Genomic DNA, 13068 nt, shown 5'->3' on the forward strand with positions numbered 1-13068 from the left:
GTATTGTACTACAAAACAATAAATTAATGTATTAAATATACATATTTATTAAAGATGCTATAAAAGTACATTGGGATTAAAACTTTAATGATGTTCTAGTCCTTTTGTTCTTTTGAATCAAAGTTTGTAGCTTTTAGAATTATAGATTGGAGGTAACAGTAAAAAATCATGTTTCTTTTAGCGACAATTGCTTAATTGCTCTAATAGCTGCTTGTCCATAAACTTGATCTTCTGTTAGTTTTTTTAATACATCTAGATCAACAATACTTCCAATTCTTTCAATTATGTAAATGGCTTCAGTCTTAACATCTTTGCCAAGAAGGGTAACACTTTTTTGTTCATGAAGATCACTTAAGGCACTTCTACAAATATTAATTAAAGAATCAGGATACCAATTTTCTATGGTATTATCATAAATATTATCAAGATAGGAAACAATATTATCAAGATAGGAAACACAAGGTCGTTGAAAAAGATTATCTCTACTTTCGAATACAGAGCTAATGGCGTAGATGTTTTCTGAATCAAATAAGGCTTCTGCCGCATTTTTAGCATTTTGATTAATAGCCTCAATTGTTAAATCGGAACGATTGAACCAGTAATATATTTCTGCCACGGCAAAAAGAGATTTTGTTGGTGGATCTGCTTCTTTGGCAAACCTACTAATAATTGGATAATTGTATTTTGCTAAAATAATATGAGATAAGAGAAAAATCTGTAAAGAGTCTTGTGGCATAGATACTTGTGATATTGGAATCTCGGTCCATCTTACTATAAGAGGACATATTTTTGAACCTATGAATTTTGTAGCTTGAATTATCAAATATGAGCCAAGGAATACATCTGTCATTCCTCTGACTGCCATTTCATGAAAAATTTGTGATTTATTGTTATCTAAATTAGATATTGCTACGTTATATGCATAACTATAAGGATGATCATAACTGCAATTATATAATCCAAAAATAGTTTTACAATTCTCATCTAAATTCGGTTCACTTAAAAGTTCATTAATTTGATCAGTAACAAATGGAATATGTTCTTCGGCATCTGCTTCCAAAGCCCCTAATGCCTTAAGCGCATCAAAAACACTTGATGATAGCCAAACGTTATTAGTTTGTTGATGTATACAATGTAGAATATCAATTAATTTATCCTTTTCAAAATCATTCTTAGGAAAATATACTATTTGTAAAAGAATCTCTAATTTGAGATGGTAGGGTAAGCTCTTCCAGCTATTTTCTATTAAATTGCAGGTATATTCAAAAAAGTACTGAAGCTTTTCATTCCATCGCAATAGTACTAATATGAAATAAAACTGCCCATGGCTTAATGATCCCTTTGATATAAGTTCAGTAATTAAATCCTTAGAAATGGTTGTTTTTTTGTAAAATGTTAAAATGCCGGAATCTATACCTGAAATAACCTTTGTTATAGCACTTGTAACATTTGAAAACCCATTATAAACAGTAGCGAACATACTACTTCTTAACTTTGAATTATTTTCCTCTAACCTTTTATTTTCCAATCCAATTTTGGCATCCATTTTACCAATTAGCTCAAAAAACCTTATCAAGATTTTTTCATTGCTCAGCTGATAATAAATGAGATTAATAAAGCCCAATTGCTGTGGAGACCATTCTGTCAAACTAGATTTATCAATACCTAATCCCCATAGTTCATTTTCTGTCATTACAAAACGAAGACATTCAATCTCTTTTTCAATTTCATTTAATATCTCTGTAAGTTTTCTGTTACACCACTTTTGACTATAGCTTCCAGCCTCTCCTAATATTATAGACAATAATAAATTAACATCCTGTATATCCGACAAAACTATATCAAGTATATTAATATCATTGATAGCACCAACAATCAATAACTTTTTATCATAATTCTTAGGCGAATTAATTTCTTTAATAATAGACTCAGCGTTTTCCGAAAACCTTATTACACTTTCAGCTACAAAAAAATTAAAAAACATTTCATGACTAAAACTGACCTGACCTAAATTAATATCCAAAATTTTGGTTTGGAAACATTTATGATATGAACTTTGCGGAATTCTGTTTACTCTTATTATTTCTTCTATTTCCCTTTCTGATAAACTGAATGACAATTTTTTTGATAACAGTTCTGCTACTTTAGCCATAAGAAAAAAGCCATCACTCTTTTCAAGATCTAGCTTTTGTTTTATAAATGTTTCGAATAATGTAAATCTGCTAATACTATCAATATTTAAATTAGCAATTTCGCCGACCATTTTTGCTTCCAACGAAGTAGAAACGGCGTTTACAATTGACTCTAATCCGTTGTTGAGATCTTTATTATTATAGTTAGATGCAATTTCAATTTTAGTCTTTTCTGAAGGAAAAGTAATTTTAGTTTTAAGAAGTTTTAAAGTATATAAAAGCTCTTCATCCTCTTGGGTACTAACAATAATTTTAACCGACCAATCAGCTATCAATTTTTCTAATTCTGTTAATAATTTAGCTTTTTTAGTATTGTCACATTCATTATAGCCATCTACAATTAATAAAACTGAAAGTCCTAATTGTGATGATAATTCAAAAAATTCTAAATTATTTTTAAAACCTAAATTTGAGATTTTTTGCTCAAACAAAGTGGTCAAATCTGTTTCATAATATTTACATTCAAGAATTACACTAATTCCCTGCGCGAAAAAATCAAAAGCAATATTTATTGATAACATAGATTTTCCACATCCAGATGGGCCGACGAGTAAAAGTCCTGTATGATTATTTAATAAACCCACTAAGTTCTTAGTAGATCTTTGATCTCCATTAATTTCACAAGAAAAATGTACCAACTTATGATTAATATCTACATAGCTTCTGAAAAAAACTTTCTTATAGAAAGATATTTTTTCATCTGAAGATTCAAATGATATTAAATTTTTAATCTTTACCTCTGGCTGATTAGCACCAAATTCTTTCTGTAAAAGGATTTTAATTTGATTGAATCTCTCTCCATCTTGATAATAAAAATTCTTAATAAGGTGTATCAAATCTTCTGGATAAAGAATATCCGCTTTAGGATTAAATATATCCTTAAATTCTTCAAATGCCTTTATACTTCGTTTACTTTTCTTTTTATTATTAATTATTAAAAACCTAATTCCGTTAGGAAAGACTTCTATAAAGTTTTCTTTTCTAAAAGTTTTAAGACTGGATATTATTTTTGAACTGCTTGTCTGTGATGTTATCTGAAAAGCTACTTTAGAATTTTCGCTATCACCCAAATCAATTCCAGGATAATTCACCTTTTCCAAATTAAGATCAATTAAACTATGATTAAATATTAGGTTAAGTAATCTCAAAGAAAAACCTTCCGAAATTCGATTAATATCAAAATATCCTGAAGCATTTGATAAAACTACTTCTGTAACCCAATTTGAGAGATATCTTCTCACATGTAAAAAATCTTCTTCAGAGTTTGGCATAATTGAATTTATCAGTTTAAATTACTTGACAGTAAAATATATAAATATAAAATTATGAAAATACTATATATTGATGGACTAAACCTTTGTAAAAGTTGGATTTTCCTACTTTTTATTACTTACGATTTTCCATTCTCATTTAGTTTAAAAACTATCGCAGATATTCAATACGCTTAAAATTTAAAGTTCGAGAGGTATTATAAATGTCACAAAAATCTAAGCTGTGATATAATTTCTATTGACATTATGATGACAATTATTAGTTCTTCAAAAGAAAAATCATATCCAGAGTCACTCTGAGATTAAAATAGCATGGAAATGGCTGCTTTTTTATATTTTTGGGCTATACTTTTTCGGCAATTTGGAAATAGCTTTTCGGCTTTTTGGAATTGTTGATTGTACTTTTCCATTGCTGTTATTTTTTGATGATACAAAATAATAAAGTTTTTGCGCAGTCTTTTTGCGTAGCATTTTAGATGAGTATTTTTACTTACAATGGTAAAAAGTAAGATTAGTTTCTTTTAAAAAAAGATATCTCCTGCTTTTTTAAAAGCAGGAGATATTAGTTGATCAATACTCAATCAGAATTAAGCCTTATGCTTTTCTAAATTTTCTTTTCTTTTCCATGGTGCATTTTTCCCGACATCACCAGCCATGATACACCCGTAAGGCATCACTTCATCCAATACTTCACATAATCCGTATTCTTCAATCTGTGCTCTTACGTTTTTAGCACTCTTATATGCGGTCGGTAGTTCGGAAATATCAATTTCATTGGAAAAGAAGCGGATATCCAATCCTTCGGTTTCTTCGGCAAAAACTTCTTCAATGGTTTTATAGGCCAATGATCTCTTATGCTGACTTCTGCTGAAATTCCTTCCTGCTCCGTGAGGCGCAAAACCCAGGTTTCTTTCATTGGTATTTCCCTGGACAATTAACACCGGCTCCGCCATATTTAATGGAATCAGTCTTGGTCCTGTAATATCAGGCATGAATTTATCATCCAGTGGGGTTGCTCCTTTCGCATGGTAAAACAGATCTCCGTCTTTGAAGACAAAGTTGTGCTCATTCCAATACCTGTTCTCTTTTTCAATTTCCATTTTGTGTAAAACGGCATCATGGATGGAAGTATGGTTTTCTTTCGTCCATGTTCTGATCAGCTGCAGAGCTTCCCAGTAAGATTTTCCCTCTTCTGTATCATATGGGATCCAGGCATTCTCTTTCAGCGTTTCCGGTGAAATATCCTGTCTGAAACGATTGGCAACTTTCATCCCTTTATCGTAAAGAGCAGCTCCCGGAGCTCTTGAACCATGATGAGTAACCAACATTGTATTTCCTGTATTTTTAGAAATACCTACGAATAAGAAATGGTTCCCATCGCCCTGTGTTCCCATATGAGAGCGGGCAATGCTGATCAGCTTTTCATCATTAAGGAAATAATTTTCTCTGAACGCATCCATCAGTTCCTGAGACATCGGCATTTGTTCTCCTCGTGCTCTTCCTCCATATCCGAAATGAGTTACCGAATGAGCAGTATCCAAAACGGCTTTAGGATCAGCTTTTCCAAAATCAGTCAACATCACGGAACAGCAGATATCTGCGCTATGAAACCCAGGATGGATTGCATTTTTAGCAATAACCACACCACCCACCGGGATATGACCTTCTGGTCCTGTCGGACAGGCATCAGGCATTAAAGCTCCTCCAACCAATGTTGGGGTTTTCATTAAAACCTGCATGGTTTTGATTACCTTTTCCACGTTATCATTTTCACTTTCGTGCTCAGCTCTGATGTTGATGATGAAATCTTTTGGGGTTTCATGCAAAGGAATCTGGTCCGGTTGTTTATATTGCTCCAGATACGTTTTGATCTGAGCTTCATCCAGATTATTTTCGTTGATATATTCTATGGCTTCTTTAAACCATTTTGCGGGTCTGAACCCTAATTCAATTAGGTGATTTCCATTAAATTCCATGTGTTCTTTCAATTTGATGATGCAAAGTAAATATACAAGTATGCAATCTTTTTGCGTAGATGAATTTTTTTTTGATTATTTTTACAAAAGCGAAAAAGCAAAATAACGGAATTGCCACAAAGTCAATTGAAGCTATATTTTAATGATTTAGCCATTTTGTCAATTCGCTCTTTCGCCTAAAAAAAAATAAATATGCTATTAGAACAAGTAAAAAATTCTCCGGAAACCATTCAGTTTAAAGATGTCATTGCCTACATTGATGAAAATTATCATTTTACACCTACCAGATTCGCGAATGGGAATACAGTGAACGAAGCGGATCAGAATAACGGATCATGTAAGGTATTCAGTTTTGGAAAGCAGAATAATTTGTCAAAGGATGAGGTATTAAGTCTTTTCGGAGATTTTTACAGAGAAGATGTACTGAAAAATCCCGATGGAACAGATCATCAGAATATCAGGAATTTTATGGAGTTCGGATGGGATGGGGTTTCTTTTGATGGAGAGGCTTTGGCGAAGAAATGATTTTGATTATGATGTATTAATGTATTAATGTATTAATTTTTCAAATAAGTTATTAAGTCGTTGATTAGAGTTGAACGAGAAAGACTATCTGTGGTTTTTGATTTATTTACATTCAATTAGAATGGAAATAAGGAAAAGAAAAAATTCTGGCTGAAAAATCATGTTGCGGAATAAAAGACATTTCAATAAAATACAATTATGTCATCGAACAAAAATGCCCTGATCCGATATAAAACATTGGATAAATGCCTGAAAAACAAGTATAGAAAATATACGCTGGAGGATCTTATCGATGAGTGTTCGGAAGCCCTGTTTGAGTTTGAAGGCAAAGAATCATTTGTCAGCAAACGTACGGTCCAGCTTGACCTGCAGAATATGCGGAGTGAAAAATTTGGCTATGAGGCACCTATTGAAGTCTACGACAGAAAATACTACCGATATAGTGATCCGGATTATAGTATTCATAATATATCAGTAAATGAAAGTGACCTGAAGGCAATGAATAATGCCGTTCAGATCCTGAAGCAGTTCAAGGACTTTTCCATGTTTAAGGATATGAACGGAGTGATCCAGAAGCTGGAAGACTCCATCCATTCTACAAACCAGAAGTCGATTATCCACCTCGATAAGAATGAACAGCTGAAAGGGCTCGAACACATCGATATACTATATGAAAGCATTTTAAACAGGAAAGTACTGAAGATCCTTTATAAAAGCTTTAAAGCAAGAGAATCGGATTATTACACCGTACATCCGCAGCTCCTGAAGGAATACAATAACCGTTGGTTCCTTATATGCTGGTTTAAGAATAAAATGTATAATCTGGCCTTGGACCGGATGGAGGAGATTTCTGTTGATGAAAAGGTAAGCTATATTGATAAAGAATTTGATTCGGACCGTTACTTCGGGGAAGTGATCGGGGTTACGGTTTCGGATGGGCAACGTCCGCAGAATGTTATCTTTAAAATTAACCCAAAACATGCCCCCTATGTAAGAACCAAACCTTTTCACCATTCCCAGGAGATTATAAAAGAAGATAAAACCGGAACCACATTTAAAATATGTGTTCAGCTGAACTTTGAATTGGAGAGAATGATATTGGGACTCGGTGAATTTATAACGGTTTTAAGGCCTGAGAGGCTCAAAAAAAGAATTCAGGCCAGTTTGGAAGAAGCATGCCGGAATTACCAGCTTTTGAATACCAATGAATAAAGCGGATTAATAAATGGCTTAAAAATTGTAATGATAAACCAAAATTACTACATATGAAATCAAGAATTCTTAAGGCGGTTATTGCCATAGTTGCACCACTTGTTATAGAATATATCGTAAAAAAAGTGAGTGAAAAATTAGATAAAAAGGAAGAAGGAAAAAAACAGATTCCAGCATAAGTACAACGTAATCTGGAATGATAAAAAAAGACTGCCCTGAAAAGGCAGTCTTTTTTTAGGTAATAGCGGTTGGATAAAATCCATTGACAATCGCTCCTGAAAGCACTGAACTTAATATTTTAAACATTTTTCACTTTTTGGCTATTGCTTTTTCGAGACTTAATTAAACATTTATTTAAATTTTAACAAAAATTAACTGTTTAATTTTCAATGATTTGAGTCGTTTGCGGGTGTTAAAGGAGTGAAAAACGACCTGCTTGGCATGATTTTTACAGCATTCTGAATAGTAAAATTTAAAGATCAGAAATTATGAAAATGTTTAAACAAGCAGTTTTACTAGCTGGAATTTTAACAGCAGGTGTAGCAAGTGCACAGAGCGTACAGATGAACAATATGCTTAAAGTAGGAGCGAATGTAGGATTGGCTGTTCCTTCTGATAATCTTTCTGCTGCTGTGGGTGTGGATGTGGCTTACCAGAATCTGATTACTCCGGGAGTTGGATTAGGTATCGCAACTGGTTATTCCCATTATTTCGGAAAAGAAAACAACGGATATAAAAATAATGATGTAGGGGTAATTCCTGTAGCAGCATTATTGAGAATTTATCCAAAGCAAACAGGTTTCTATTTTGGGACTGACTTGGGTTATGGATTCCTTGTAGGGGATGATAAAGTAGCTTCCAATACTTCGGTTGACAGACCAAGCGGAGGTTTTTATATCAAACCTGAAATCGGGTACCATAATCAGGACTGGAATTTCTTCGTACAATATCAGAAGGTATTTACAGGAAGTAAAGGTGATTTAGTAAATCAGGACTACAATGTGGGTAACATTGGTGTCGGATTTTCTTACAATATTCCATTAGGAAAGTAGTTAGATTTATATATAAACAATTATTAGCCAAAACCTTTTCATCTTTTTGAAAAGGTTTTTTATTACCGTACACGATTTCCGAAAACTATTATTATATTTGATAAAATTTGTGATTATGAACTTAAATCCAAAATTTCCCCTTTATTTACCGGGTGTAAAAGACAGCAATAATAATGATGTTTCCATCATTGGAGCCAACTTACGTGAGGATGTTACCACTTTAGGATACTATGTGTCTGGTAATGGAGGGCTTGATATAAAATTACAGACAAGCTATCCGACAAAAGAACATGCTTCTTTTTCGGAAATCCTGAAAAAATTTATTCAGGAAAATCAGCTGAGCAATGTGAAGCGTTTAGGAATAGCGGTTCCGGGACCGGTTCTTAACGGGAAGAGTAACCCTGCCAGATTAGGCTGGAGTTTTGACGTAGACGAATTTAAAAATGAATTCGGATTCGAAAAAGTGGATATGCTTAATGATCTTGAGGCATCTGCTTATGGAATGGGACTTCTTGAGGACAGCGACCTGGAAGCTATCTACACAAGCGGACACCTTGAAAAAGGAAATGTTGCGATCCTGGCACCTGGAAATGGTCTTGGGGAAGCGGGGTATTTCTTTGATGGAAAATACTTAAGACCTTTTGCTACAGAAGGCGGACATTCCGAGTTTTCACCAAGAACCAATGTTGAAGTGGAATTTTATCAGTTCCTGAACAACATCTATGGGATTGTTAGCTGGGAGAATGTTCTTTCCAAAACAGGGCTTTTTAATATCTACCGGTTTTTAAGAGACGTGAAAAGACATCCTGAGCCTGAATGGCTGGCGGATCGACTTGCCAACGGTAATTTTTCACAGGAGATATACAAGGCAGCCGTTGAAGATGATGTGTTGATTTGTAAAATTGCATTAGATACCTTCCTGGAATTTCTTGCGAGAGAGGCTAATAACCTTACCTTAAAGCTTAAGGCTACCGGAGGATTGCTGATTTCCGGCGATATTCCGCAGATGCTGAATGAGTATATGGATAAGGCAAAATTCTATGAGAAATTTAAAATAAGCGATAAAATGGAAGACATGTTGAGGAATATTCCGATCTATCTGATCAGGAATAATCTCACGGGTTTACATGGTGTCGCACTGTATACAGCGTATTACGAATAACAAATAAGAAAATAAGAACTCCGGAAACTCCGGAGTTTTTTATGCCTGATATTATTCATGAAAATAATTGGTTTTATTGATGTACATCAATAAAATCTATCAAATAAGATAGCTACATTTGTATCGTTAAATAACAATTAAATAAATTTATTCAATGAAAAAAATATTATTATTAGCGGTTTTAGCTAGTGGATTGGTTTTCGGGCAATCAAAAAAAAGTGGTAGCATCTGATGTTCACTGGTGGGGTTATAAAGTAGCAAAATCTGAGGCAAGTTCTCATGACGGTACAGTAAAAGTGAAGTCAGGAAACCTTGTTATGAAAGGAAATGATGTTGTAGGTGGATCTTTCGTTTTAGATATGACTTCTATTACGTCTACAGACCTTTCCGGAGAATACCAGACTAAGCTGAACGGACATTTAAAGAACGGAGATTTCTTTGAAGTTGAAAAATATCCTACAGCTGCTTTTAAGATTACTTCCGTAAAGAAAAACAATGATAAAATATACAACTCTTTAGTAACAGGAGATCTTACAGTAAAAGGAAAAACAAACAGTATTTCTTTCCCTGCGAAGATTGCTTACAGCAAAGGAGTAGCAAGTCTTGTATCAGATAAATTTTCTTTCGACAGACAAAAATTCGACGTTGCGTACAAATCAACAATGCAGGATGTTTTTGTGAAAGATGATATCGATATGCTTGTAAAAGTAACTGCTAAATAATTTAATCAAAAAAAGATTGTTAAAAGTGTAGAAGTTCTACACTTTTTTTTATTTTTGTTGAATTGTAAATAAAAAAGAATGAAAAGACTACTATTGTTTGCTATGATGTGCGTAGGTATATCATTTGTTTCTGCTCAGAGAAAATTTGATAAGGTTTCGAAGGTGACCTCTTCTGAGATCAGATGGTGGGGATATAAGGTTGTAAAAACTGTACCTACATCGCATTCCGGAACAGTAAAACTGAAAAGCGGAAAATTCAATTTTGATAAAACGGTTTTGGTAGACGGTGAATTTATAATTGATATGAGAAGTCTGATGGCGGGGGACGTTTCTGATGAAGATCAGATCAAGCTGACCAACGACCTTAAAAGTACCAATTTCTTTGAAGTTAAAAAGTTTCCGATTGCGAAATTCCACTTAACTAAAATTATTCCTCTGGCAAACAGTGAGTACAATTCAACGGTGTATGGGGATGTTACGATAAAAGGAGTGAGAAAGACCATTACTTTCCCTGCTAACGTATATGTTACCCAGTTTACCGTAGTGGTTGAGTCTGCTAAATTCTCATTGAACAGAAGGGATTTCAAAGTATTCTATCAGTCTTCTTTAAAAGATTATTTCATTAAGGATGAAATGGATATCCAATTCAAAGTTTCTACAGAAAAGCTGGATAATGATAACAGGGTTCCTGTAAAGAAAAAATAAAAGGTTTTACTTTAACAATAAATTAAATATGGGTAGCTTTCAATAGTTACCCATATTTTTTATTTTAGCAGTATGAAAATCTATGTAATAAGCGGACTTGGTGCAGATTTTAAAGTGCTGGAAAAATTGCAGTTTCCTGCGCATCTGGAAGTGGTGTTTATAGACTGGCTCATTCCGGGGCTGAACGAAAGTTTTCCTCAATACGTTGAGAGAATGGCGTCAAAGATTGATGATTCGGAACCATTTTATCTGTTGGGGTATTCTTTTGGAGGAATTATGGTGCAGGAGATCAATAAAATAAAACCGGCTGAAAAAGTAGTGATTTTAGGAAGTATTAAATCTGATAAAGAAAAATCGAGGTTAATAAGAGCCGGACAGATTACCAGGATCCCTAAAATTTTACCTACCCGTTTTTTTAACGAAAAAAATACAGCGGCATATTCTGTGCTCAGGAAGTTCTTTGATCCAAGAAATCCTAAGGTTTTACAGTATTTCAGGGTGAAAGATCCTTATTATCTGAAATGGTCCATAGAAAAGATTTCAGATTGGAGGTTTGATGAAAACCCTGAAGTGATCCAGATATTAGGAGACAGGGATATTGTATTTCCTGTGAAAAATTCAAAACCGAACTATATTATACGGGGTGGAACCCATCTTTTTCCCGCTACTAAATCAAAAGAAGTATCTAAAATTTTAAATGAAATATTTCCTGTGAAATAGATTTTAAATTATTACATGTTAAAATTTAAGGGTTGTTTTGTTTTTAAATGTGTTTTTATGAAATTTATCCCTATTTTTGATAGGGTTAAAATAGAATTTTATGAAAATTGGTTTGAAATGGATCGTATCCTTTGCGGTGATATCAATGGTTGCTATCGGTGGTTTGTTTTGGTCACCGGTAACGGACCTGCCGGATTCAGGTGAGTTTTTAAGCGAAGATAAGATCGTAGGGGCTGATGTGGCGTGGATTTTAGCAGCAGCAGGACTGGTATTGCTGATGACACCGGGGTTATCCTTCTTTTATGGAGGAATGGTGGGTAAAAAGAATGTGATCTCCACCATGTTGCAAAGTTTTATTGCTTTAGGAGTCATTTCTATTCTGTGGGTTGTAGTTGGATTTTCTTTGTCATTCGGTGATTCTATAGGGTTTGAAATGAACGGAGAGCACTATGGACTGATCGGTAATCCCTTGAGTTACCCGTTTTTTAACCATGTAGGTGTCTTGCCGCACAAGGCGATGGCTTCTACCATTCCGTTTATTTTATTCGCTCTTTTTCAGATGAAGTTTGCGGTGATAACTCCCGCACTGATCACCGGTTCTTTTGCCGAACGGGTGCGCTTTATTTCCTATCTGCTGTTCATGGTTCTTTTCAGTATATTCATTTATACGCCCCTTTGCCATATGGTATGGCATCCGGACGGTTTGTTGAATAAATATTTTGGTGTCAAAGATTTTGCAGGCGGAACCGTAGTGCATATGAGCGCAGGATTTGCTGCTTTGGCAGGAGCAATGGTTGTAGGAAACAGGAAAAACCCTCACCATGAACCTTCGAATATCCCGTTTGTACTTTTGGGAACAGGAATGCTTTGGTTCGGCTGGTTTGGTTTCAATGCCGGATCTGCACTAGGAGCTAATGCAACTGCTGCCACAGCTTTCGGAACCACAACTATAGCTTCGGCATCAGCGATGATGACATGGATCCTTTTTGACAGGATCAACGGAAGGAGTGTTTCTGCATTAGGAGCATGCATCGGTGCTGTAGTAGGTCTTGTTGCCATTACCCCGGGATGTGGCTTTGTATCTGTTCCGGAAAGCTTATTTATCGGATTTATTTCAGCTATTGTTTCCAATCTGATGATGAACTGGAAGAAACTCAAAAAAATAGACGATACCCTGGATGTTTTTGCATGCCATGGAGTAGGGGGAATCATGGGAATGATCCTGACCGCTATTTTTGCGCATGGTGAAAATGCAAGCCTTCTGCATGGAGGGATTGAAGTATTTGCCCACCATATGATGGCGCTGGTTCTGGTTTCTGTGTTTGCATTTTTCGGCTCTCTGATTTTATACCGGCTGACAAACAGAATGATTACCCTTCGGGTATCCGAAGAGTCGGAAAATATGGGGCTGGACATGTCTCAGCATGAAGAAAGCCTCAAATGGTAGCGGGCACTTAAATAATTATTTTAATCCTTGTGTGAAGGGAAGCATAATAACGATTTATCATGTATCTTTGTGATGAGGAAAAAT

The 13068-nt window shown here is 34.6% G+C and carries 10 protein-coding genes and 1 pseudogene; 9 read left to right on the forward strand and 2 right to left on the reverse strand.

Annotation, left to right across the window (positions count from 1 at the left end):
- Positions 1-166 precede the first annotated feature (166 nt).
- Entirely contained in the window at positions 167-3463 is a 3297-nt protein-coding gene (locus ACJ5H0_RS16620; protein WP_411250675.1) for an SMEK domain-containing protein, read from the reverse strand.
- Positions 3464-4050: 587 nt separating this feature from the next.
- On the reverse strand, positions 4051-5439 hold the full coding sequence (locus ACJ5H0_RS16625; protein ID WP_411250678.1) for an RtcB family protein: 1389 nt from the start codon (positions 5437-5439) through the stop codon (positions 4051-4053).
- Positions 5440-5631: 192 nt separating this feature from the next.
- On the opposite strand from ACJ5H0_RS16625, the gene ACJ5H0_RS16630 reads away from it, so the two are divergent.
- The 9 genes and pseudogenes from ACJ5H0_RS16630 to ACJ5H0_RS16670 all read left to right on the forward strand — a co-directional run bounded on the left by ACJ5H0_RS16630 (position 5632) and on the right by ACJ5H0_RS16670 (position 12984).
- Entirely contained in the window at positions 5632-5964 is a 333-nt protein-coding gene (locus ACJ5H0_RS16630) for a HopJ type III effector protein (RefSeq protein WP_273647289.1), read from the forward strand.
- Between the two features lie 198 nt (positions 5965-6162).
- Complete coding sequence (locus ACJ5H0_RS16635; protein WP_172276952.1) at positions 6163-7176, forward strand: helix-turn-helix transcriptional regulator; 1014 nt, start codon at positions 6163-6165, stop codon at positions 7174-7176.
- Between the two features lie 53 nt (positions 7177-7229).
- Positions 7230-7355, forward strand: coding sequence for a hypothetical protein (locus ACJ5H0_RS16640; protein WP_262888793.1), 126 nt, complete (start codon positions 7230-7232; stop codon positions 7353-7355).
- A gap of 309 nt (positions 7356-7664) precedes the next feature.
- The gene (locus ACJ5H0_RS16645) at positions 7665-8228 is read left to right on the forward strand and encodes a hypothetical protein (protein ID WP_273647291.1); all 564 of its coding nucleotides are present in this window, start codon (positions 7665-7667) and stop codon (positions 8226-8228) included.
- A gap of 115 nt (positions 8229-8343) precedes the next feature.
- Positions 8344-9390, forward strand: a complete 1047-nt coding sequence (locus ACJ5H0_RS16650; protein ID WP_172276958.1) for a glucokinase — start codon at positions 8344-8346, stop codon at positions 9388-9390.
- 154 nt (positions 9391-9544) lie between these two features.
- Positions 9545-10112 (forward strand): annotated as a pseudogene (locus ACJ5H0_RS16655) (YceI family protein).
- A gap of 78 nt (positions 10113-10190) precedes the next feature.
- Positions 10191-10817 (forward strand): YceI family protein, encoded by a 627-nt coding sequence (locus tag ACJ5H0_RS16660; RefSeq protein ID WP_411250682.1) that lies wholly within the window; start codon positions 10191-10193, stop codon positions 10815-10817.
- Positions 10818-10889: 72 nt separating this feature from the next.
- Complete coding sequence (locus ACJ5H0_RS16665) at positions 10890-11537, forward strand: alpha/beta hydrolase (RefSeq protein ID WP_411250684.1); 648 nt, start codon at positions 10890-10892, stop codon at positions 11535-11537.
- Positions 11538-11637: 100 nt separating this feature from the next.
- Complete coding sequence (locus tag ACJ5H0_RS16670; protein ID WP_172276970.1) at positions 11638-12984, forward strand: ammonium transporter; 1347 nt, start codon at positions 11638-11640, stop codon at positions 12982-12984.
- The last annotated feature ends 84 nt before the right edge of the window (positions 12985-13068 follow it).

It is taken from the genome of Chryseobacterium proteolyticum (assembly GCF_046591535.1).
In the GTDB taxonomy this organism is placed as follows: Bacteria; Bacteroidota; Bacteroidia; order Flavobacteriales; family Weeksellaceae; genus Chryseobacterium; species Chryseobacterium proteolyticum.